The organism is Rhizobium fabae (assembly GCF_003985135.1).
Classification (GTDB): Bacteria; Pseudomonadota; Alphaproteobacteria; order Rhizobiales; family Rhizobiaceae; genus Rhizobium; species Rhizobium pisi.
The window spans coordinates 201,776-224,193 of the sequence record NZ_ML133652.1 but is presented as its reverse complement, the minus strand read 5'-3'; the positions used below and the strand labels follow the sequence as shown (position 1 = coordinate 224,193).

The following is a 22,418-nucleotide window of genomic DNA, read 5'->3' as shown; positions in this document are numbered from 1 at the left end:
AGTCGGACCGGAGGGATGTCATCACTCCGCCGCCTCCACGATCGGCGCCGGAGAAAAATCCTCCGGGAAATGCGTCATGGCGCTCATGACGGGATAGGGCGTGAAGCCGCCCAGCGCACAGAGCGAGCCGAACTTCATTGTGTTGCAAAGATCGGCAAGCAGCGCCCGGTTCTTCTCCGGTTCGATGCCTTGGGCGATCTTGTCGGCCGTCTCCACGCCGCGCGTCGAGCCGATGCGGCAGGGCGTGCACTTGCCGCAGCTTTCGACGGCGCAGAATTCCATGGCGAAACGCGCCTGCTTCAGCATGTCGGCCGTCTCGTCGAAAACGACGATGCCGGCATGACCGATAAGCCCGTCCTTAGCGGCAAAAGCTTCGTAATCGAAAGGCGTATCGAACAGCGCCCGCGGGAAATAGGCGCCGAGCGGACCGCCGACCTGCACGGCCTTGACCGGCCGGCCCGTCGCGGTGCCGCCGCCGATCCGGTCGACGATATCACCGAGCGAAAGACCGAAGGCAGTCTCATAGAGCCCACCATATCGGACATTGCCGGCAATCTGCAGCGGGATCGTTCCGCGCGAGCGGCCCATGCCGAAATCACGGTAGAAGGCGGCGCCCTTTTCCATGATGACGGGGACGGAGGCGAGCGAGATCACGTTGTTAATGACGGTCGGACAGTTAAACAGCCCCTTGTGCGCCGGCAATGGCGGCTTGGCGCGCACGACACCGCGCTGGCCTTCGAGGCTGTTCAGCAGCGCGGTCTCCTCACCGCAGACATAGGCGCCGGCGCCGGTGCGTACCTCCATATCGAAGGCGCGGCCCGAGCCGAGCACCGATAGCCCGAGAATACCAGCCTGCCGGGCGATGCCGATGGCCGCCGTCATCGCCGCGATCGCATGCGGATATTCCGAACGCGTATAGACGAAACCCTTGGTCGCCCCGGTCGCGAGCCCTGCAATCGCCATGCCCTCGATCAGCACGAAGGGATCGCCCTCCATGATCATCCTGTCGGCAAAGGTGCCGCTGTCGCCCTCGTCGGCATTGCAGACGATATATTTGCGGTCGCCGGCGGCATCGAGAACCGTCTTCCACTTGATGCCTGTGGGGAAACCCGCACCGCCGCGTCCGCGCAGGCCCGAATCGGTGACTTCCTTGACGATTTCAGCCGATGTGATCGAAACGGCCCGGCGAAGACCGGCAAGGCCGCCATGCGCCTCGTAGTCCGCGAGCGAAAGCGGATCGGTGATGCCGCAGCGGGCAAAGGTCAGCCGGGTCTGTTCTTTCAGGAACGGGAGGTCTTCAACCTCCCCGAGACAGAGCGGATGGTCGCCGCCGCTCATCATCCCGGCGTCGAACAGAACGGGCACGTCCTTGGCCTTCACCGGTCCGTAGCCGATACGTTTGCCGGCGACCTCGACTTCAACAAGCGGCTCCAGCCAGAACATTCCGCGCGAGCCGTTGCGCACGATCTCGGCATCGAAGCCGCGGGCGGCGATCTCCTGGGCAATCGCCTTTGCCACCTTTTCGGCTCCGAGCGCCAGCGCTGCGGCATCGCGCGGAACATAAATCTTGATCGTCATCGGCGTGCCTCCGCGACGAGTTCCGCCGCCGTCTGATCGTCAACCCGGCCATAGACCTCACCGTCAAGCATCGCCGACGGGGCGCAGGCACAAAGCCCGAGACAATAGACCGGCTCCAGCGTCACGCTGCCATCGAGCGTCGTCTGATGAAAATCGATACCGAGCAACTTCTTGACACGCTCGGCAACCGCGTCGCCGCCCATCGACTGACAGGCCTCGGCGCGACAGAGCTTCAGCACATGCCGCCCGGCGGGATGGTCGCGGTAGTCGTGATAGAAGGTCATCACGCCATGCACTTCGGCGCGAGAGAGGTTCAATTCCTCTGCGATCACAGGCAGAGCTTCCTGCGGGACATAACCGAATTCTGCCTGGACCCCGTGCAAAATGGGAAGCAGCGGTCCTTCGAGAAAGCGCAGATCGGCCACGATGGCACGCGTACGCGCGGCAATATCGCCTTCGGCGATATGAATGGTCATAAGGCAGCCCTCCCGACGGCTTGCTCGTTGCGGAATGGCGGACCTCCCCAGCCGAGTGCTATTCCTTGAGGAACCATCGCAGGCAAGCCGTTGACGATCAATAAAGCTGTTCTGTCGGTCGATAGTTTTTTTCTATCAAAGTTCCTCGTCCTGCACGAGCACTCTCGCTTCATGCAGCAGGGCCGACACCAGCGGCGTGAAGGGTTCGCGATAGGACGCGACAAGGCCAACCAGATGATGCGCCTCCGGCTCGACGATCGGAATCATGCGGATTTCCACGGGAAATCCAAAGGACTTGGCGACGTTGCGCGGCATGATGCTCGCCCAGCGCCCGGTCCTGACATGCGAAAACAGCACGATCATCGAGTTGGATTCGAGCGTCGGATGCACGGTGGCGCCGGCTTCCGTCAGGTGCCGGTTGATGATGCGGCGATTCTGCATGTCGGCAGTCAATAGACAAAGCCGAAGATCGCCGACCTCCCGCCAGGTCACATTGTCGCGATCGGACAGCGGGCTGCCTGCGGCCGTGATCAGATTATAGCGCTCCGCATAAAGGGGAACGGTCGTGACGCGGCCGAGCGGCTCGTTTTCGAGATAGGTGATGCCGGCATCGATTTCGAGATTCTCGAGCATGCTCAGCACCTGCAGCGAATTTCGCGAGACGATCGAGAAGGTGACGCCGGGATGCCGTTCCTGAAAGGGTGTGGTGATGCGCGACAACATGGCAAGCGCCGTCGGAATGGCGGCGAGGCGGATGTGGCCGGACAGGCCGCGGCGTGCCGCGCGCATCTCCTCGCGCATGGTGCGGGCGTCGCCGACGATGCGCCGGGCCCATTCGAGCACGCGCTGCCCCTCCGGCGTCAGCCCCTGGAACCTGGAACCGCGCTGCACCAGCATGACGCCGAGCTGATCCTCGAGCTGGCGGATGGCAGCCGAAAGCGTCGGCTGCGAGATCCCGCACTCCTCCGCGGCGCGGCCGAAATGCTTTTCATTGGCAAGGGCGATGAAGAATTCCAGCTTGTCGATCATCCGGGCTCCCGCGACATTTCGCGTCCGGACTTATCTTCGACATAGCAGCCGTGCTCCGCAAGGGCGGATGCTAACTGTTTTCCGCAGCCGGAAAAAGATCGAACAGCAATTCGAGGAAAGCAAGCACGCCGACATTGCCGACGCTGTAATAGACCAGCCTGCCCTCGCGGCGTGTATTGACCAGCCCCTCGAGCCTCAAACGCGCAAGCTGCTGCGAGACCATCGCCTGCTGTATGCCGAGAATGTTCTCGATTTCGCTCACCGTCCGCTCCTCACCCGCCAATATGCAGAGGATCAGAAGTCGGGTCTGGTGCGCCAGCGCTTTCAGAAGATGGCTCGCTTCGTGGGCTTTTCCAGCGAGCTTATGCAATTCCTGGCCGGTCATCCCCGGCTCCGGTTTAGGCAACGGCATTCGATATCTCGGAAGGAAGGCAATGAGGTAGATCAGCACGATAGCATATTCGCAGAAGCGAATTGGTCAAAAGTGATGAAATGCCAAAAAAGGTCCAAACAAATCAGCAGATAAGCTGGCCGCCATTGATCTCGATCACCTGGCCGGTAATGTATCCCGAAAGCGACGGAGCGGCCAGGAACAGATAAGCCGGCGCACAATCTTCCGCCGTGCCGAGCCGCTGCAGCGGGATGGATTTTCTGGTCTGCTCCAGCTTTTCGCGGGAGGAATAACGCTCATGGAAGTCGGTTTCGATCGTTCCCGGCGAAACGCAGTTGACACGAATTCCGTCCGGCGCAAGCTCGCGGGCAAGCGCCTTGGAATAGGTCGAGACGAAGGCTTTCGAGGCCGAATAGATCGAAGAACCAGGACTGCCGCCGGTCAGCGCTGAAATCGAAACCGTGTTGACGATGGCAGCCCCTTCAGCCGCCTTCAATGCCGGCAGCAGTGCCCGCGTCAGCGCCACCACCGACGTCTGATTGAGCCGCACGACCGCCTCATAATCCGTATCGGTCAGCGCATCGGCAGGAAAACGGCCGAGCATGGTGCCGGCATTGTTGACGAGCACATGCACCTTGTCGAAGAAGGCGAGAGCATCTTCCGCAAATCCGGCCGCCCCGCCCGGGGCGGAAAAATCGGCATGCAGCAGCAGCGCCCGCCTTTCGGATTCAGCCGTCAGCAGGAAGTCCGGCAGATCCCGTCCGGGTTTGCGCCCGGTATGGACGATCACCTTCGCACCGCAGTCCAGGAATTGCCGGGCGACTTCGAGGCCGATACCGCGGCCGGCGCCGGTCACGACGACATTGCGATTTTCGAACAGTCTGGGATGAAACACGAAGCCGTCCTCCTCGCGGACAGTGCCGCCGGTTGCGTCATTCGCCCCTTAACATATGAGCGCGCTGCCCGAAAGAAAGGCGCGCATCGATCTTTCCCGGGAGAGACAGCCAAGTCTCTCCCCGAGAAGGCTAGATTTCGGTTTCCAGAAGCCGCGCACCCGGCCCCTCCTTACCAAGCCGGTCGCAAGGATTGCGCAACGGGCAGCTTTCGATCGACAGACAGCCGCAGCCGATGCAGCCAGTCAGGCGGTCGCGCAACAGGCTCAGCCGCCTGATTCGCGCGTCGAGATCATCCTTCCAGCGCGCCGACAGCGTCTGCCAATCGGTGACAGTGGGCGTGCGCCCCTGCGGCAGGGACTCGAACGCCGCCTGGATCTCCGAAAGCGGAATGCCAACACGCTGCGCCACCTTGATGATGCCGAGCCGGCGCAGCACGTCGCGTCCATAGCGCCGCTGGTTGCCGCGGGAGCGGATACTCGAGATCAGCCCCTTGGTTTCGTAAAAATGCAGCGCCGAGACGGCAAGGCCGCTGCGCTCCGCCACTTCGCCGACCGTCAGCAGCTTGCCGAGTGGCGCTGCAGAAATTGTATCCATCGCCCCTTGACCTCAATATTAGTTGAGGTTTTATAACCCTGGCTCCTGCACTCGTAAAGCACAATCGCAACAAGGAGCGACGCATGAAAACACCCACCAGGCTGGCAGTCATCTACGGAAGCATAAGAGAGGGGCGCATCTGCGACCGGGTGGTCAAATGGCTGGTGCACGAGCTCGTCCGCTTCCCGCAATTTGATGCCGTCGACGTTATCGACCCACTGGAATTCGCTCTGCCTGCCGGCCGAGAAATGGCGCATCCTGAAATCGACAGGCTCGCCGGCCGGCTCGGCTTGGCCGACGCCTTCATCATCGTCACGCCGGAATACAACCACAGCTTCACCGCCGCGCTGAAGTCGATCATCGATCTCTTCTTCGAGCCCTGGCAGGGTAAGCCCGTCGCCTTCGTTTCCTATGGCGGCATATCAGGCGGGCTGCGTGCGATCGAACAGCTGCGGCTCGTCTTTGCCGAACTCCACGCCGTCACCATCCGCGATTCAGTGAGCTTTGCAGCACCTTGGGACCGCCTCGACGCCGCCGGACGGCTCGACAATCCGAGCGACGCGCTGCGGGCGCTCGATCGGATGATAGCGCGGCTGGAATGGTGGACGCGGGCGCTCGTCACCGCGCGCAGCGAGCGTCCCTATGCCGATATCGCCGCCTGAGGCTGAAGGCTCCGGTTCCGTTCCCGGCAGGTACGGAACCTTGGGAACACCCGGGCAGGCCGTCCGCCCGGGTGTTTTCCCGTCCCTCAGGCATATCCCGACAGCGTGGGGGTTACCAATTTAGCGGTTGCAGGACGAAAACCCCGGTGATAATTTCCGCGCCCATTAACAGGGGAGCTCCGTGTCGCCGGGGCTGAGATGCGAGGCGCGAGCTTCCGGACCCTTCAAAGCTGATCTGGGTAATGCCAGCGGAGCGAGGTCCAAATGTTCTCCGGCGCACAAGTGTCACTCTATCCGATGTCCGGCGATTTCGTTGGCATCATCCTTGATGCGGTCAAGGCCCTCGATCCCTATCGCGACAGGCTGCGCATAGAGACCGACGACATCTCCACCCTGCTGGTCGGCCCGCCCGATCTCCTCTTTGCCGCCATGCGCGATCTTTTCGTCACCGCCGCCCGAACCGGCAAGCATTGTGTGCTGTCCGCCGCCGTCTCGCGCGGCTGCCCGGGCGAGCCCGACGACGCCATCTGCGGCATCAATCCTTCCGCCGGCCGGACGGAATCGCTTGCCGATCGCATATCGGCGGCACTGGCCGCCGTTGAAGCCACCGCCGATACAGGACAGCCGACCGCTGCGCAATTCTCGCTCTACGTCATGGGAACCGGCACCCATATGGAGGAGATTTACGGCTGCATCGACTTCTTGAAACGTTCCGGCGTCTTCGACCGTTCCAAGAATTTCTGCACCAGGCTGGGTGGCGATGCCGGCGCCGTCTTCGCGACCATTCGCGAAGCCTTCTACCGCTTCGGCGACGCCGAGGGGCATGTGACCCTCGATATCACGATTTCCGCCAACAGCCCGACGAAGCCTGAAACCAAACGCTGATGAGATCGCCGCCCCCTTCGGATTCGCGCCTTTCGGCGCTCCGCGCCGCCCTATGCCGGGGGGCGCCCGCCTTGCTGGCCGGTGGCGCCTTTCTGGCGGCATGGGAGCTTTATGTCGGTCTTTCCGGCATCAAGCCCGCCATCCTGCCGGCGCCCTCGCGCATCCTCGTCCAGGGCTGGCTCAATCGCGACGCGCTGATATCAAACACCTGGCCGACGCTCGGAGCCACGCTCGGCGGCTTCGCCCTGTCACTTGCCTTTGCCTTCGTCTCGTCGATCCTCATGGATTTCGTGCCCTTCATGCGCCGGGCATTGCTGCCGATCTTCATTGCCAGCCAGACCCTGCCGCTGGTCGCGATCGCTCCGCTCGTCGTCCTCTGGTTCGGCTTTGGCCTGCTGCCGAAGATCCTGCTGGTGGCGCTCGTCACCTTCTTTCCGCTGCTCGTCGCCCTACTGCAGGGCTATGAATCGACCGACCGCGACATTGCCGAACTGCTGAATTCGATGAAGGCGAGCCGCTGGCGCATTTTCCGCCTGGCCCGGCTTCCCTCCTCGCTGCCCTATTTCTTCGCCGGTCTCAGGATTTCGATCACCTATGCCGTCGTCGGCGCGATCTTTGCCGAATATGCCGGCGCCGCAAGCGGCCTCGGCATCTATATCCTCAACGCGAAGAACAACTTCCGCCCCGATCTCGTGCTTGCCGCCGTCGTCGTCAGCGCCTTGTTGACACTCTGCCTCTTCGGGCTGACGCTCACCATCCAGCGCCTCGTCATGCCCTGGCAGTCATCCAAGGAGGGGCGCCGATGACCGATGCAATGGTGGAACTGCGCAACATCTCTAAATCCTTCGACGGCTTGAAGGTTCTCGGCGATATCTCGCTGAGTGTTGCGAGCGGCGAGTTCGTTTCGATCGTCGGTCCATCCGGCTCGGGAAAATCGACGGTGCTGAGATTGCTGACACAGGCGCTTCGCCCCGATTCCGGCAGCATGCTTTTCAACGGCGCGCCGCTGGAACAGACGCCGCATTCCTTCGCCTTCATGCCGCAGCGCGATGCGCTGATGCCCTGGCGCCGGATCATCGACAATGCAGCACTCGGCCTGGAGGTAAAGGGCATAAGCCGCCGGGCGGCCCGTGCCACTGTGGCACCCCTCTTCGAGCGATTCGGCCTTGCCGGCTTCGAACGCCACTATCCCTCCGAACTGTCAGGCGGCATGCGCCAGCGCGCGGCACTGCTGCGCACCGTCATCCAGAGCCAGGACATGCTGCTGCTCGACGAGCCCTTCGGCGCGCTCGACGCGCTGACGCGCACGCAGATCCAGGAATGGCTGCAGGGCATGTGGACCGAACACCGCTGGACGGCGCTGTTGATCACCCACGATGTGCGCGAGGCCGTGTTCCTTTCCGATCGGATCTACGTGCTCTCGGCCCGTCCGGCGCGCGTCATCCGCGAATTCCGCGTTCCCCTGCCCCGCCCGAGAAGCATAGCCGATCTCGGCTCGCCGGCGGCCCAGGCGATCGAAACTGAAATCCTGCAAACCCTGCTTCACCCGCAAGAGACCTGAGGAGGTCACCATGCTGCTTCTCACCCGCCGTCAGACGATGTTCGCCGCCATCGCGGCAAGCCTCGCCGGCCGCCCCGCTTTCGCCCAATCGGCGCCCGCGAAGGTTCGCATCGCGCTCGACTGGACGCCGAACACCAATCATATCGGCATCTATGTGGCCCAAGCGAAGGGCTTCTATGCCGCCGCCGGCCTCGATGTGCAGATTCTGCCCTTTGCCGACACCAGCGCCGGCACTCTGGTATCGAACGGCGTCGCCGATTTCGGCATCTCCAGCGAGATCGAGGCCCTCATGCAGTGCGCCGCTGGCGGCGACGTGAAGATGGTCTACGGCATCGTCCAGACCGAAACCGCACGGCTGATCTTCAAGGGCGGCCGCGATGACATCAAGAGCGCAAAAGACCTCGACGGCAAGACCTATGGCGGCTTTGGCGGCACCTGGGAGAGCGCACTGATCTCCTCGATGATCCGCAACGACGGCGGCAAGGGCGAGTTTCATACGGTAACCCTCGGCACTTCCGCCTACGAGGCGCTGGACAACGGCTCGGTCGATTTCACGCTGGAGATCTACACCTGGGAAGGCATTGCCGCCGAACTGGAAAATAGGAAGATTGCCCGCTTCCACTATTCCGACTACGGCGTTCCCGACGAGCAGACGACCGTCATCGTCTCCAGCGACGCCTATCTCTCGGCAAATCGGGAGAACGCCCGCGCCTTCATCCAGGCGACGCGCCAGGGTTATGCATACTCTGTCGACCATGCCGAAGAAGCCTGCGACCTGCTGATATCAGGGAGCAACGGCGCGCTGATGAACACTGAACTGGTGAAGGCCTCGCAGAAAGCATTGATCGACGGCCACTATCTGAGGTCGGAGACCGGTGTGATCGGCACGCTTGACCCGGCGAAGGCCAATGCCCTCGGCAGCTTCATGGTCGAGAACGGCATTCTGGTCGATGCGAACGGCGCCACGCTCAAGGAGAAACCCGACTTTTCCACCTATTTTACCAACGAACTCCTCGGCTGAGTCTGCCCTGCGCATATCGCGCAAAGCTGCGCAGCGGTTTTGCGATCGCGACATGCGGAAAACCAAAAAGCTGAGGCGCGGCAAGCGAATCTGAAAGATCGCGACGCGCTTTAGCCTTGCCCGCTACGGCTTTCCGCTGCAAAATCAGTCGGGCAGGGCGGGGAGGCACGATGCGACAAGAGGAGAGACTGGCCGGAGCGGACTTCCTGCGCGCGACGGCCTGTCTTCTGGTGCTAGCCCACCATCTCGTGCTCCGGTTGGATATGCGCAGGATCCCAGACGAACTGGCGCCAACCGCGCACGTCGTGCGCTTCGGTAATTTCGGCGTTGCCATCTTCTTCGTATTGAGCGGCTTCCTTCTTGCCCATCCCTTCTGGCGCGCGCTCGACACGGGTAAAGACATGCCGAGCCTCCGGCATTACACGATCCGCCGGGCCGCGCGCATCGCTCCGGGTTTCTGGTGCGCCGCCACCGTCGGCTTCGTCCTCAGCCTGACGCTGCTTGGCTTGCCGCTGACGCCGGAGCTCGTGCTCCGCTACCTCTCCGGGCTGCTGTTCATGAGCCAGTGGCATTGGCGCACGCTTTTTCCCGTCGAAGTCGGGGGGCCGCTCTGGTCCATTCCCTTCGAAGTCACCAGCTATGTGCTCCTGCCAGCCTGCTTTCTCCTGCTGTTTCGTTTGACGGCGCTCAGACGGCATCCGTTGCTTGCCCGTTTTGCCTGGCTATGTGTCATCGGTGGCGTACTCTTCGCCCATGTGCTGATCGTGGCCTTCTTTGCGCTCGACGACATCGCGCGCGGCTGGGAGTACGGCCTGCAGGGCGGGGCGAAGGAATGGATGCCCAGATTTAATCCGATCGGCTTCTTCGCCGTCTTCGCAATCGGCGTGCTCGCCGCCGGCATCGAGGTCATGCTGCGCGCAAGGCGCTCCGCCTGGTTCGATGCCGCGGCACTTCTGGCCCTCGCCGCCGCCGCCTACCGCCTCGTCATATCGTCCGGCGGCACTCCCGAAGCCTATGGCTGGCTCGATGTTCCCTATGGTTTTCCGGCCTTTCCGCTGGCGGTCGCAACGGCGCTCGTTGCGCTCAGCCATTCGCGACGCCTGGGCCGGCTGCTGGACAACGCGCCGATCCGCTACATCGCAAAGATCTCCTTCGGCATCTACATCTGGCAGGAGATCATCCTGATATTGATCCAGAAGCTCGATCCCGGCTCGTTCGGCATCTCCTCGGAAAATGTCATGACCGGCTGGCTCCAGTCTTGCGGACTGGCGGTCGCACTCATCCTTTTCGTCGCAAGCCTCAGCTACTACCTGCTGGAAAAACCGGTGATCGGTTTCGGAAACCGTCTGACGAGCCACCGCCTGCCCAATCGGGCTACTCCTTTCAAAGTATAAATTCCTCGACACCTCAACTAGAGGCATTAAGGTTAACTGAAAATACTCCCATTTTTGGCGTCTTTATGATTACCAATTTATTATGTATACCCATGACAAATCATATTCGAGCATGTATTTGTCTCGATGCGGTTCAATGTCAGGCATAAACTTGTGGGCCTTGCGTAATGAATGCTTTTACTTCGAAGAGGAATTCGCGCTTCGATGCGTCTCAGCGTCAAAACAAAAACAAGGCACTGATTGTAGCGAACTCCAACATTCGCCAGCCGGATAGTTTTCCCGGCGTGGAAAGAAAGATGGCCGTGCGATTGGTCGTGAAGCGGTTGATCGACATCGTCGGCTCGGCCAGCGCCCTCGTCGTTCTGGCACCGGTTTTTCTGGCGATCGCGCTATTCATCAAACTGGATGACGGCGGCCCTGTGTTCTTCCGCCAGATCCGCTGGGGGCTGAACGGCCGGAAGATTACCGTCTTCAAGTTCCGCTCGATGCGCGCGGAAGCGTGCGATCCCTCGGGCATCCAACAGACGATCAAGGGCGACATCCGGGTGACGGGCATCGGCGCCGTGCTCCGCAAGACCAATATCGATGAGTTGCCGCAGTTGCTGAATGTTCTCAGGGGCGACATGTCGCTGGTCGGTCCGCGTTGCCATGCCATCAACATGCGGGCGGGCGGCAGGCTCTATGAGGAGCTCGTTCCGAGCTACCATCACCGCCACATCATGCGCCCCGGCATCACCGGTCTTGCCCAGACACGCGGCTGGCGCGGCCCGACCGCACGGCCGCTGGACGCCCGCGCCCGCATTGCCTCCGACATCTACTATGTCCGGAATTTCAGCCTGCTACTCGACATGAAGATCCTGCTCAACACGCTGGTCATCGAGCTGCGCGGCGGCACCGGCTTCTGAGGCTATCCGCCGTCGCGGCGCCACGGCAAACGGCCATGACGGGCCGTTTTTCATTTCAAGCCGTATAGAGGCATCATTCTCCGGAACGCATGAAGCCGGAAACAAAAAAGCGGCCGTCAAGGCCGCTTTTCATCAACGCTGTCAGCGCCCATCAGTCCTGCGCGACAACGCCGCGCAGATGGGTGAGCTCCAAGATGAAGTGCTCGAGCCTGGACTTGTGCTCGTGATGCACGGCATCCTCGAGTTCCTTCCTCGCAGCTTCGATGCGGCGAGTAAGTTCGTCCTTGTTAAGCTCTTCGACCGGTACGGCGGATTCGGCCAACAGCGTGCAGCCGCTCGGCAGAATATCGGCAAAGCCGCCGAACACGACGTAATCCTGCTTCGAGCCGGAAGAGGAACGAACGCTTACGATGCCGGGCTTGATGGTCGTCATCGTCGGGGCATGGTGCGCCATAACAGTCATCTCGCCTTCGGTGGCGGGAATGACGACCTCGGTCACCATTTCCGACAGCAGCAGACGCTCCGGCGAAACGAGCTCAAAGTTGAAATTGTCAGCCATCAGTGACTTACCTTCTCGGCTACGGCTTTTGCATCTTGCAGTTTGATCCCGCAGAACGGGCAGTGGATTATCGCTTGGTCGAGATATCCGAGACCTTCCTCGGTCTGAACCAGCCCGACGACCATCATCAGCACGCCGTTGTCGGCACGATACATGGTCGGCACCGCCGGTTCAGGAAGCTCTGCCACGGCTCCCTTGAGGGAGTCGCAGCAGAATATCTCGTCCTGAGCGTCACTCATCAAGCAGCAGCGAGCTTCTTGGCCTTCTCGACAGCTTCATCGATCGAACCGACCATGTAGAAGGCAGCTTCCGGCAGGTGGTCGTATTCGCCGTTGACGAGGCCCTTGAAGCCCTTGATCGTGTCTTCGAGCGCAACCAGCTTGCCCGGCGAACCGGTGAAGACTTCGGCGACGAAGAACGGCTGCGACAGGAAACGCTCGATCTTGCGGGCGCGGGCGACGGCAATCTTGTCCTCTTCGGACAGTTCGTCCATGCCAAGGATCGCGATGATGTCCTGCAGAGCCTTGTAGCGCTGCAGCGTCGACTGAACCTTACGGGCGACTTCGTAATGCTCTTCGCCGACAACCATCGGGTCGAGCATACGCGAGGTGGAGTCGAGCGGATCGACGGCCGGATAGATGCCCTTTTCGGCGATCGAACGCGACAGAACCGTCGTTGCGTCAAGGTGAGCGAACGAGGTTGCCGGCGCCGGGTCGGTCAAGTCGTCGGCCGGAACGTAAATGGCCTGGACAGAGGTGATCGAGCCTGTGGTCGTCGTGGTGATGCGCTCCTGCATCTGGCCCATGTCGGTTGCGAGCGTCGGCTGATAGCCGACCGCCGACGGAATACGGCCGAGCAGAGCGGACACTTCGGAACCGGCCTGCGTGAAGCGGAAGATGTTGTCGACGAAGAACAGAACGTCCTGGCCCTGGTCGCGGAAGTGTTCGGCGACAGTCAGACCCGTCAGAGCGACGCGGGCGCGGGCGCCCGGCGGTTCGTTCATCTGGCCGTAAACGAGCGCAGCCTTGGAGCCTTCGCCGCCGCCGTGCTTGTTGACGTTCGATTCGATCATTTCGTGGTAAAGGTCGTTGCCTTCGCGGGTACGTTCACCGACGCCTGCGAAAACCGAATAACCACCATGCGCCTTAGCGACGTTGTTGATCAGTTCCATGATCAGAACCGTCTTGCCGACGCCGGCGCCGCCGAAGAGGCCGATCTTGCCGCCGCGTGCGTAAGGAGCGAGAAGATCGACGACCTTGATGCCGGTAACGAGGATCTGCGCTTCCGTCGACTGCTCAACGTAAGACGGCGCATCCTGGTGAATGGCGCGCTTGTGAGCGGTGACCAGCGGACCGGCTTCGTCGACGGGCTCGCCGATGACGTTCATGATACGGCCGAGCGTTTCGTTGCCGACGGGAACCATGATCGGAGCGCCGGTATCGGTAACCACCTGGCCGCGAACGAGACCTTCGCTCGAGTCCATGGCGATCGTGCGAACTTCGTTTTCACCCAGATGCTGGGCGACTTCGAGAACCAGACGGTTGCCGTTGTTGTCGGTTTCGAGCGCGTTCAAAATCGCCGGCAGTTCGCCTTCGAAAGCAACGTCGACGACGGCGCCGATAACCTGGGTGACTTTGCCGACAGAGCGGGTAGCTGCCTCAGCCATTTTCTTACCCTCTTTTCCTAACTCAGAGCGCTTCCGCGCCCGAAATGATTTCAATCAGTTCCTTGGTGATCTGAGCCTGACGCTGACGGTTGTAGCTCAGCGTCAGCTTGTTGATCATCTCACCAGCATTGCGCGTCGCATTGTCCATCGCACTCATCTTGGCGCCCATCTCACCCGCGACATTCTCAAGGAGAGCGCGGAAGATCTGGACGGAGATATTGCGCGGGATCAGATCGTCGAGGATCGACGCCGGATCCGGCTCGTATTCGTAGACGGCGCCGGCATGTTCCGCATCCTCAGCCACGGCTTCCGGAGCCTTTGCCGGGATCAGCTGCTGTGCGGTCGGGACCTGGCTGATCACCGACTTGAATTCGGAGTAGAACAGCGTGCAGACGTCGAACTCGTCGGCTTCGAACATGTCGATGATGCGCTTGCCGATCTGGTCTGCATTTTCGAAGCCGATCTTCTTGACTTCGCGCAGCTCCTTGCGCTCGACGATCAACGACGCGTATTCGCGGCGCAAGATGTCGTAGCCCTTCTTGCCGACGGTGAAGATTTTCACCGTCTTGCCTTCGGCGACCAGCTTGCGGACATGGTCACGGGCAAAACGGGCGATCTGCGAGTTGAAGCCGCCGCACAGGCCGCGTTCGGCCGTGCAGACGACGAGCAGATGCACCTGATCCTTGCCCGTACCGGTCATGAGAACCGGGGCGCCATCCGCATCGGTGACGGCCTTGGCGATATTCGCCAGAACCGCACCCATGCGCTGCGAATAGGGCCGGGCGGCCTCGGCCGCCTCCTGCGCACGCCGAAGCTTCGCCGCGGCGACCATTTTCATCGCCTTGGTGATCTTCTGCGTCGCCTTGACGGAGGCGATCCGGTTTTTCAGATCCTTAAGTGAAGGCATCCGTTATCCGTCCTAACTTAGGGCCTGATTACGAGAAAGACTTTGCGAAGCTATCGAGAGCAGCGGTGAGCTTGCCCTTGGTACCGTCGCTGATTGCCTTTTCCGTGCGGATCGCGTCGAGGATGGCGGAGCCTTCCGAACGCAGATACGAGAGGAGGCCCTGCTCGAACTTGCCAACCGAAGCGACCGGCAGCTTGTCGAGATAGCCGTTGACGCCTGCAAAGATCACGGCGACCTGCTCTTCCGTCTTCAGCGGCGAGAACTGCGGCTGCTTCAGGAGTTCGGTCAGGCGTGCGCCGCGGTTCAGGAGGCGCTGCGTCGCAGCGTCAAGGTCCGAACCAAACTGGGCGAAGGCGGCCATTTCGCGATACTGGGCGAGTTCGCCCTTGATCGAGCCGGCAACCTGCTTCATGGCCTTGATCTGTGCCGCGGAACCGACGCGGGAAACCGACAGACCGACGTTCACGGCCGGGCGGATACCCTGGTAGAACAGGTCGGTTTCGAGGAAGATCTGGCCGTCGGTGATCGAGATGACGTTGGTCGGAATGAAGGCCGACACGTCATTGCCCTGCGTTTCGATAACCGGCAGAGCGGTTAGCGAACCGGCGCCCTGGTCGTCGTTCATCTTCGCAGCGCGCTCGAGGAGACGCGAGTGCAGATAGAAAACGTCGCCCGGATAGGCTTCGCGGCCCGGCGGGCGGCGCAGCAACAGCGACATCTGGCGGTAGGAAACAGCCTGCTTGGACAGGTCGTCGTAACCGATCAGCGCATGCATGCCGTTGTCGCGGAAATATTCGCCCATGGCGCAGCCGGCAAACGGAGCCAGGTACTGCATCGGCGCCGGATCGGAAGCGGTGGCGGCGACGATGATCGAATATTTCAGAGCGCCACGCTCTTCGAGCACCTTGACGAACTGGGCGACGGTCGAACGCTTCTGGCCGATGGCGACGTAGACGCAGTAAAGCTTTTCGCCTTCCGGACCGTTGTCGTGAATGGCCTTCTGGTTGAGGAAGGCATCGAGAAGGATCGCGGTCTTGCCGGTCTGGCGGTCGCCGATGACGAGCTCGCGCTGGCCGCGGCCGACCGGGATCAGCGCGTCGATGGCCTTGAGGCCGGTCGACATCGGCTCATGAACCGACTTGCGCGGAATGATGCCCGGAGCCTTGATGTCGACGCGCGAACGGCGCGTCGCATTGATCGGGCCCTTGCCGTCGATCGGATTGCCGAGCGCATCGACGACGCGGCCGAGCAGTTCCGGACCAACCGGAACGTCAACGATGGCGCCGGTCCGCTTGACGGTGTCGCCTTCCTTGATGTCGCGGTCGGAGCCGAAAATAACGACACCGACATTGTCGGATTCAAGGTTCAGCGCCATGCCGCGGATGCCGCCGGGGAACTCGACCATTTCACCGGCCTGAACATTGTCCAGACCGTAAACGCGAGCGATACCGTCACCGACGGAGAGAACCTGGCCGACTTCCGAGACTTCTGCCTCTTTGCCGAAATTTTTGATCTGGTCTTTGAGAATTGCGGAAATTTCCGCGGCGCGGATATCCATCAGCCAACCTCTTTCAATGCGAGCTTAAGGGTAGAGAGTTTGGTACGAAGAGACGTATCAATCTGACGGGACCCGACCTTCACGATCAGACCACCAAGAATTGACGGATCAACCGTGACGGCAATCGTCACGTCTTTGCCGGTAACGCTCTTGAGTGCCACCTTCAATTCGGTTTCCTGCGCTTCTGAAAGCGCATGCGCCGAGGTGACCTCGGCGGAGATTTCACCGCGATGGTTCGCGGCGATGATGCGGAAGGCCCTGATCATGCCTGGCAGGGCAAACAGGCGGCGGTTGCGCGCCACGACCTTCAAGAAATTGGCGAAGAAACCGCTGATACCGGCCTTCTCGCTGATGGCGACGATCGCCTTCAACTGGTCTTCAGCGGAGAAAACCGGGCTTGCGACGAAACGCTTCAGATCGGCGCTCTCATCCAGCATCGCCTGGAAACGGTCAAGATCTGCAGTTACGCTGTCAACGGCGCCCTGCTCGAGCGCCAGCTCGAAAAGCGACGAGGCATAGCGCTCTGCAACACCAGAAGTAAGCTGGGACGTGTCTGCCACTGGCACAAATTTCCCTGATTTCAACCCAAAATCCGGCTCTCGGCGGGCGCCGAACCTATGATCTTGAATTCGTTTTGATTTCCCCCAGAAATCACAAGAGAAGCCTCTTGCTTCTTCCGAAATTCGGGGTCCGTCTAACATAGGAAGTTCGGACTCGCAACACGCGTAATGCCCGAATAAGCCTTTCACATGAATTTCTGTCCGCAAAATTGCAGAATGACCGGCAGCCATGCATGAGAAGCCGCCCGCCGGCAGCAAAACTCACGCCGAGATGTAGCCGAAAGCATAAAGCAGCGGCAACGCGGCCAGGGCAATCTGTACAACCAGTAGTAAATAGTTGACGACATTGCTCCCCTTATCGGACAGGATCGAGATCACGCGAGCAAAGGCGGCCATCACAAAGGAGGCGCCGAGCGCCATATAGATCCAGTCCTGGGCGAGCATGATCGCCGACAGCCCGAAGCCGAGATAGAAACCGCCCATCGAGCGCGCTTCGCCGAAGCCCTCCGGCCGTCCCTCCCGCGCCTCGAGTCCGAGAAGACGCAGGGCATGGCCCGGCGCGAACATCATGACAAAGCCCGCCAGTGCAGTGAAGGCTGCGGAGCAGAATGCAAGCTGCTCGCCAAGCTCGGTCGGAAAATAGAACTCCATGCATCAGCCCCAAATCACTCGTGAATCGCTGTTTTATGGCATGGGCCGGAAAAGGAGGAAATGGCCGACGTCAGAAAAACGGCCGGCGCTTTCGACGTGTACAGAGAGATCGGAAATGCGCGGCGAATGATAGAAGCAATAATCTACAGAAAACTCTGCGGATCGATATCGAGCTGTACCTGGACTGACCCGCGTTCCCTGGGCGATTGCGACAGCATCGCGCGCAGAAAACCCTGCATGTCCGAATTCCGCCGCCCGTGCACCAGAAGGCGGAAGCGGTGGCGGCCGCGCACCAGCGCAAGCGGCGCCTCCGCCGGGCCGAGCACCGAAATGCCGGACACCTGGGGCGCTGCGTTGCGCATGCCGCGCGCATGGTTTTCGGCGTCGTGGCGGGTTTCTGCCGAGACGATGATCGAGGCGAGCCTGCCGAAGGGCGGCAGTGCTGCACGTTCACGCTCGGTGATCTCGCGCTCGTAGAAGGCGCCGGAATCACCTGATACGATCGCCTGCATGACAGGATGTTGCGGCTGATAGGTCTGCAGCAGCCCATGGCTCTTGAGGCCGGTGCGGCCAGCCCGGCCCGTCACCTGCGACAGCAGCTGGAAAGTGCGTTCGGCCGCACGCGGATCGCCATTGGCAAGGCCGAGATCGGCATCGACGATGCCGACCAGCGTCATCAGCGGAAAATTATGTCCCTTGGCGACGAGCTGAGTGCCGATGACGATATCGGCCTCGCCCTTGGCGATCGCTTCCAGCTCCAGCCGCAGCCGCTTCACCCCGCCCATGATATCCGAGGAGAGAACGATCGTCCGCGCTTCGGGGAAATGTCGCTCCACCTCTTCGGCGATGCGCTCCACGCCCGGCCCACAGGCAACGAGATGGTCGAGCGTGCCGCATTCCGGGCACGCCTCGGGGGTGCGCTCGGCGTGGCCGCACTGGTGGCATTGCAGCTGTTTGCGGAAACGATGCTCCACCAGCCAACTCGAGCATTGTGGGCATTGGAAGCGATGGCCGCAGACCCGGCAGAGCGTCAGCGGCGCATAACCGCGGCGGTTGAGAAAGAGCAGCGCCTGTTCGCGCCTCTCCACCGTCTTGCCGATCGCCCGAATCAGAACCGGCGACAGGAAGCCGCCCCGCTCCGGCGCGTGCCTGCGCATATCGACGAGATGCAGGTCCGGCAGCGCCGCATCGCCGAAGCGCGTCGGCAGGTGAACGGTGCTGTAGCGCCCGCTCTGTCCGTTGACCTGGCTTTCGACCGAGGGGGTCGCCGACACCAGGATGACGGGAAAATCGCCGATGCGGCCGCGCACCACGGCCATGTCGCGGGCATTGTAGAAGACGCGGTCCTCCTGCTTGTAGGCGGGATCGTGCTCCTCATCGACGATGATGAGGCCAAGATCCTCGAAGGGCAGGAAGAGTGCCGAGCGCGCGCCGGCCACGACCCTGACCTCGCCGGTCACCGCCTGGCGCCATACTTTCTCCCGCATGCGTGAGGCGAGATCGGAATGCCATTCGGCCGGCTTCGCCCCGAAGCGATCCTGGAAGCGCTCTAGGAAACTTGCCGTCAGCGCAATCTCCGGCAACAGGATCAGCACCTGCTTGCCGCGTTTCAGCGTTTCCGCGATCGCTTCGAAATAGACCTCGGTCTTGCCCGACCCCGTTACCCCATCGATCAGCGAAACCGAAAATTCGCCCTTGCGGATTTCGGAGACGATCTCCTCGGCCGCCTCTTTCTGCGGCCCTTCCAGGCGTGCGGCGGCAAAATCCGGATCCGGCAGCGCCACAACAGGCGGCGGCGGCAGGAACACCGTCTCGAAAATGCCGAGCGTGATCAGCCCGTCGACGACGCTTGTCGAAACACCCGCCGCATGCGCCAGGCCGCTGCGCGTCCACGAAAAACCATCGGAGGCCGTATCGAGCACCCGGGCCCGCGCCGGCGTCATCCGCTCCGGCTCGCCGCCGACGAGCTTCAGCCCCTCCACCATCGGCTCCGGTTCAAAGGCATTCGGCGCTCGGAGCGCCATGCGCGCGACGAGGCCGGGCGGGGAGAGCGTATAGGTCGCCACCCAGTCGATGAAATCCCGCATTTCCCTGGAGAGCGGCGGGCAGTCGAAGGCGTGGCTGATCGGCCGGAGCTTCTTCGGATCGACGCCATCCTCGCCGCCATCCCAGACGACGCCGATCACCTGCCGCGGACCGAGCGGCACCTGCACGACCGAGCCGGGCTCGACCGCCATGCCATCCGGCACCGAATAGGAATAGGGTTTCGGCGCCGGCATCGGCACCAGCACCGGAACCGTTCGGTTCGCGGGCGGTGCCTCGAAAAGCGCGCCAAAGAGATCGGACGAATCTGTGCTCATCGGGCGAGACCATGCCCGCAAATCATTGCAATTGGAACCGCAAAGACGAAGCGGCGCATCTGGCGAGAATGTGAACTGCGAAGGCTTGCCAGGATTGCCCGCACCTTTACGAAGAGGTTGCTGCGTAAGCGATCAGCCGCATAGATTGCCGGACGATTTTATTTGGCGACGGAATGGGAGAGGAACGAATGGCCAGACTGACCGAAGATGCCAAGGGCGTCTATGTGATTGCCGTGACACCCTTTGCCGATGACGGCGCGCTCGATCTCACCAGCATCGACAGCATGGTTGATTTCTACGAAAGCGCCGGCGTCACCGGCCTGACGGTACTTGGCCAGCTCGGCGAAGCCCCGAAGCTGACGGCGGAGGAATCGCGGATCGTGGTCGAGCGCGTGCTGAAGCGCCTCGACGGCCGTCTTCCCGTCATTGTCGGCGTGTCGGCGCCGGGACTTGCACCGATGCGCGAACTGGCCGAAGCCGTCATGGGGGCTGGCGCGGCCGGCGTCATGGTCGCGCCGCCCTGGACCGTCAAGACCGACGACCAGGCCTTCGCCTTCTACCAGTCGGTCGGCGAAGCCCTGGATGACACGCCCTTCGTGCTGCAGGATTATCCGCTCACCACCAATGTGACGATTGCGCCCAAGGTCATCGAGCGTATCGTCAGGGAAGTGCCCAATTGCGTCATGCTCAAGCATGAGGATTGGCCGGGTCTTGCAAAGATATCAGCGCTTCGCGCCGCCAGCGACAGCGGCGCCATGCGGCGCATCTCGATCCTTTGCGGCAATGGCGGGCTTTTCCTGCCGGAAGAGCTGGGGCGCGGCGCCGATGGCGCCATGACCGGCTTCTGCTATCCGGAGATGATGGTCGGCGTCGTCGAGGCCTATACCGCCGGAAATCCCGATCGCGCCCATGAGATCTTCGACGCCTATCTGCCGCTCGCTCGATACGAACAGCAGCAGGGCATCGGGCTTGCCTGCCGCAAATACGTCCTTGCCAAACGCGGCGTCATCAAGTCCGCCACCCTGCGCAAGCCGGGCGCCCGGCTTTCGGCGCCCGACATCGTCGATGTCGAGCGGCTGCTGGCGCGCCAGGCCATCCGCCTCAAGGAGATCGGTGCATGACGGCCGGCAAAAGCTATGATTTCATCATCGCCGGCGGCGGGTCCGCCGCGTGCGTTGCCGCCATGCGTCTGGTGCGCGACTTCGGTTTTTCGGTGCTCATCGTCGAGCGCGGGCCGCGCGATACGACGAGGCTGATGTCCTTTCCCGCCGGCTATATGAAATATCTTGCCCGCGACGATTTCCTCGAAATGCATCATACGGTGCCACAACCCCAGCTCGGTGGACGGGGACCGATCGTGCCCGTGGCAAAAGCCCTTGGCGGCGGCAGCGCCGTCAATGCCATGGTCTATATGCGCGGCCAGAAAGAGGATTACGACGGCTGGGCCGCCCATCTCGGCAACGGTAGCGAGTGGTCCTATGAGGACATGCTGTCGCACTTCAAGGGCATCGAGGCCAATAGCCGCTTCAACGACCGGTATCACGGAATTTCGGGCAATCTGAGGGTTTCAGAACCGCGCCACATCTCCGATACGACGGAGGATTTCATCCTGGCGGCGCAGGGGCTCGGCCATCCCTATAATCCGGATTTCAACGGCGCGCGACAGAACGGCGTCGGCATCATGCAGCATACTTTCGCGCAATGGGGTCGACGGATCGAGCGATCGGATGCCAAGAAGGCGTTTCTCGATCCTCTTGCCGGCGACAGCAGGCTGGAAATCGCCACGCAGGCGAGGGTCGATCGTGTTCTCGTGGAAGACGGCCGCGCCGTCGGCGTCGTCTACATCAGCAACGGCGAGAGCCACAAGGCACTGGCCAACCGCGAGGTGCTCGTGGCCGCCGGCACCTACAACAGCGCCAAGCTGATGATGCTCTCCGGCATCGGCCCAGCCGACCATCTTCGCGAGCATGGCATTGCCGTTGTCGCTGATCTTCCAGGTGTGGGCGCCAATCTGCAGGATCATCACGAGGTGCCGGTCATCGCCTCGACGAAATCGAAATCCGGGTATTTCGGCCAGGACCGCGGCTGGCCGATGATCCGCAACGGCCTGCAATATCTGCTGTTCAATTCCGGCCCGGTCACCACGACGGGCATCGAGTCTTGCCTGTTCTACGATCCCGATGGTAGCGACCGTCCGACGATCCAGCTCTATTGCGCGCCGATCGTCTATCTCGACCGCGACGTCTCCTCGGCAAAGCCGACCTACGGCGTCACCTTCACCTCCTGCCTGCTGAGGCCGAAGGCGCGCGGCAGCGTCAAGCTGCGCTCGGCGAACCCTGATGATCAGCCCTTGGTCGATTGCAATTTCTTCGGCGATCCCGACGATCTCCGCCTGACGCTCGCCTCGCTGAAGACGGCCCGCCGGCTTCTGGAAACCGAACCCTTCAAAGGCAAGATCGCTGACGAGATCCTTCCGGGACGATCGCTGCAGGATGAGCAGTCACTGGCGAAATTCGCCGGACAGACGGTCAAGACGAACTATCATCCTTCCGGCAGCCTGAGGATGGGACCGGACAACGATCCGATGTCGGTCGTCGACGGCAGGCTGCGTGTACGCGGCGTGGACGGATTGCGGGTGATCGATTGCTCCATCATCCCCTTCATCCCGTCGGGCAATACCAACGCCCCGGCCATGGCGATAGGCTCCAAAGCGGCAAGCATGATCGCGGAGGACCACCGATGATGCCGTAGGCTACGCGTCCGTC

General features: G+C 61.8%; 23 protein-coding genes and 1 riboswitch. Of the genes, 9 read left to right on the top strand and 14 right to left on the bottom strand.

The features are described from left to right. Positions 1 to 21: 21 nt before the first annotated feature. The 6 genes from EFB14_RS18400 to soxR all read right to left on the bottom strand — a co-directional run bounded on the left by EFB14_RS18400 (position 22) and on the right by soxR (position 4,964). Entirely contained in the window at positions 22 to 1,578 is a 1,557-nt protein-coding gene (locus tag EFB14_RS18400; protein WP_126827781.1) for a formate dehydrogenase beta subunit, read from the bottom strand. Then, the gene (locus EFB14_RS18395; protein WP_126827779.1) at positions 1,575 to 2,054 is read right to left on the bottom strand and encodes a formate dehydrogenase subunit gamma; all 480 of its coding nucleotides are present in this window, start codon (positions 2,052 to 2,054) and stop codon (positions 1,575 to 1,577) included. The genes EFB14_RS18400 and EFB14_RS18395 overlap by 4 nt, the downstream gene beginning before the upstream one ends. Positions 2,055 to 2,189: 135 nt before the next feature. Then, positions 2,190 to 3,083: a LysR family transcriptional regulator gene (locus tag EFB14_RS18390; RefSeq protein WP_125849563.1), complete on the bottom strand. Its 894-nt coding sequence runs from the start codon at positions 3,081 to 3,083 to the stop codon at positions 2,190 to 2,192. Positions 3,084 to 3,153: 70 nt separating this feature from the next. Continuing rightward, on the bottom strand, positions 3,154 to 3,495 hold the full coding sequence (locus EFB14_RS18385; RefSeq protein ID WP_126827777.1) for an ArsR/SmtB family transcription factor: 342 nt from the start codon (positions 3,493 to 3,495) through the stop codon (positions 3,154 to 3,156). 103 nt (positions 3,496 to 3,598) lie between these two features. Further along, positions 3,599 to 4,369 (bottom strand): SDR family NAD(P)-dependent oxidoreductase, encoded by a 771-nt coding sequence (locus EFB14_RS18380; protein WP_126827775.1) that lies wholly within the window; start codon positions 4,367 to 4,369, stop codon positions 3,599 to 3,601. A gap of 130 nt (positions 4,370 to 4,499) precedes the next feature. After that, entirely contained in the window at positions 4,500 to 4,964 is a 465-nt protein-coding gene (soxR, locus tag EFB14_RS18375; protein ID WP_126827773.1) for a redox-sensitive transcriptional activator SoxR, read from the bottom strand. A gap of 83 nt (positions 4,965 to 5,047) precedes the next feature. On the opposite strand from soxR, the gene EFB14_RS18370 reads away from it, so the two are divergent. The 7 genes from EFB14_RS18370 to EFB14_RS18340 all read left to right on the top strand — a co-directional run bounded on the left by EFB14_RS18370 (position 5,048) and on the right by EFB14_RS18340 (position 11,392). Further along, positions 5,048 to 5,626, top strand: a complete 579-nt coding sequence (locus tag EFB14_RS18370; protein ID WP_126827771.1) for an NADPH-dependent FMN reductase — start codon at positions 5,048 to 5,050, stop codon at positions 5,624 to 5,626. Positions 5,627 to 5,786: 160 nt separating this feature from the next. After that, positions 5,787 to 5,900: riboswitch (TPP riboswitch) on the top strand. Next, positions 5,891 to 6,511: a YkoF family thiamine/hydroxymethylpyrimidine-binding protein gene (locus EFB14_RS18365; protein WP_126827769.1), complete on the top strand. Its 621-nt coding sequence runs from the start codon at positions 5,891 to 5,893 to the stop codon at positions 6,509 to 6,511. It overlaps the preceding riboswitch by 10 nt. Next, entirely contained in the window at positions 6,511 to 7,317 is an 807-nt protein-coding gene (locus tag EFB14_RS18360) for an ABC transporter permease (RefSeq protein WP_126827767.1), read from the top strand. The genes EFB14_RS18365 and EFB14_RS18360 overlap by 1 nt, the downstream gene beginning before the upstream one ends. Further along, on the top strand, positions 7,314 to 8,072 hold the full coding sequence (locus EFB14_RS18355; RefSeq protein ID WP_126827765.1) for an ABC transporter ATP-binding protein: 759 nt from the start codon (positions 7,314 to 7,316) through the stop codon (positions 8,070 to 8,072). Before EFB14_RS18360 ends, EFB14_RS18355 begins: the two co-directional genes overlap by 4 nt. A 10-nt stretch (positions 8,073 to 8,082) precedes the next feature. Continuing rightward, the gene (locus tag EFB14_RS18350; RefSeq protein ID WP_126827763.1) at positions 8,083 to 9,093 is read left to right on the top strand and encodes an ABC transporter substrate-binding protein; all 1,011 of its coding nucleotides are present in this window, start codon (positions 8,083 to 8,085) and stop codon (positions 9,091 to 9,093) included. Between the two features lie 170 nt (positions 9,094 to 9,263). After that, a complete protein-coding gene (locus tag EFB14_RS18345) occupies positions 9,264 to 10,487 on the top strand; it encodes an acyltransferase family protein (protein WP_126827761.1) in 1,224 nt (407 codons plus the stop codon). A 167-nt stretch (positions 10,488 to 10,654) separates the two neighbouring features. Beyond that, on the top strand, positions 10,655 to 11,392 hold the full coding sequence (locus EFB14_RS18340) for a sugar transferase (RefSeq protein ID WP_125849585.1): 738 nt from the start codon (positions 10,655 to 10,657) through the stop codon (positions 11,390 to 11,392). A gap of 151 nt (positions 11,393 to 11,543) precedes the next feature. Here the strand turns inward: EFB14_RS18340 and EFB14_RS18335 are convergent, their stop codons facing one another. From EFB14_RS18335 to EFB14_RS18300, 8 genes are all read right to left on the bottom strand, one after another. Beyond that, positions 11,544 to 11,951 (bottom strand): F0F1 ATP synthase subunit epsilon, encoded by a 408-nt coding sequence (locus tag EFB14_RS18335; protein WP_126827759.1) that lies wholly within the window; start codon positions 11,949 to 11,951, stop codon positions 11,544 to 11,546. Continuing rightward, positions 11,951 to 12,190, bottom strand: a complete 240-nt coding sequence (locus EFB14_RS18330; protein WP_126827757.1) for a hypothetical protein — start codon at positions 12,188 to 12,190, stop codon at positions 11,951 to 11,953. Before EFB14_RS18330 ends, EFB14_RS18335 begins: the two co-directional genes overlap by 1 nt. Continuing rightward, positions 12,190 to 13,617: a F0F1 ATP synthase subunit beta gene (gene atpD / locus EFB14_RS18325; RefSeq protein WP_125846128.1), complete on the bottom strand. Its 1,428-nt coding sequence runs from the start codon at positions 13,615 to 13,617 to the stop codon at positions 12,190 to 12,192. The genes EFB14_RS18330 and atpD overlap by 1 nt, the downstream gene beginning before the upstream one ends. Before the next feature lie 22 nt (positions 13,618 to 13,639). Beyond that, entirely contained in the window at positions 13,640 to 14,524 is an 885-nt protein-coding gene (locus EFB14_RS18320) for a F0F1 ATP synthase subunit gamma (protein WP_126827755.1), read from the bottom strand. Between the two features lie 28 nt (positions 14,525 to 14,552). Continuing rightward, positions 14,553 to 16,082, bottom strand: coding sequence for a F0F1 ATP synthase subunit alpha (gene atpA, locus EFB14_RS18315; RefSeq protein ID WP_126827753.1), 1,530 nt, complete (start codon positions 16,080 to 16,082; stop codon positions 14,553 to 14,555). Continuing rightward, a complete protein-coding gene (locus tag EFB14_RS18310) occupies positions 16,082 to 16,648 on the bottom strand; it encodes a F0F1 ATP synthase subunit delta (protein ID WP_183604880.1) in 567 nt (188 codons plus the stop codon). The genes atpA and EFB14_RS18310 overlap by 1 nt, the downstream gene beginning before the upstream one ends. 255 nt (positions 16,649 to 16,903) lie before the next feature. Next, the gene (locus tag EFB14_RS18305) at positions 16,904 to 17,293 is read right to left on the bottom strand and encodes an AGROH133_08824 family phage infection protein (RefSeq protein WP_126827751.1); all 390 of its coding nucleotides are present in this window, start codon (positions 17,291 to 17,293) and stop codon (positions 16,904 to 16,906) included. Positions 17,294 to 17,436: 143 nt separating this feature from the next. After that, the gene (locus EFB14_RS18300) at positions 17,437 to 19,653 is read right to left on the bottom strand and encodes a primosomal protein N' (RefSeq protein WP_126827749.1); all 2,217 of its coding nucleotides are present in this window, start codon (positions 19,651 to 19,653) and stop codon (positions 17,437 to 17,439) included. A 188-nt stretch (positions 19,654 to 19,841) separates the two neighbouring features. Between EFB14_RS18300 and EFB14_RS18295 the strand changes: the two genes are divergently transcribed. Then, positions 19,842 to 20,774: a dihydrodipicolinate synthase family protein gene (locus EFB14_RS18295; protein ID WP_126827747.1), complete on the top strand. Its 933-nt coding sequence runs from the start codon at positions 19,842 to 19,844 to the stop codon at positions 20,772 to 20,774. After that, the gene (locus EFB14_RS18290; protein ID WP_126827745.1) at positions 20,771 to 22,396 is read left to right on the top strand and encodes a GMC family oxidoreductase; all 1,626 of its coding nucleotides are present in this window, start codon (positions 20,771 to 20,773) and stop codon (positions 22,394 to 22,396) included. The genes EFB14_RS18295 and EFB14_RS18290 overlap by 4 nt, the downstream gene beginning before the upstream one ends. The last annotated feature ends 22 nt before the right edge of the window (positions 22,397 to 22,418 follow it).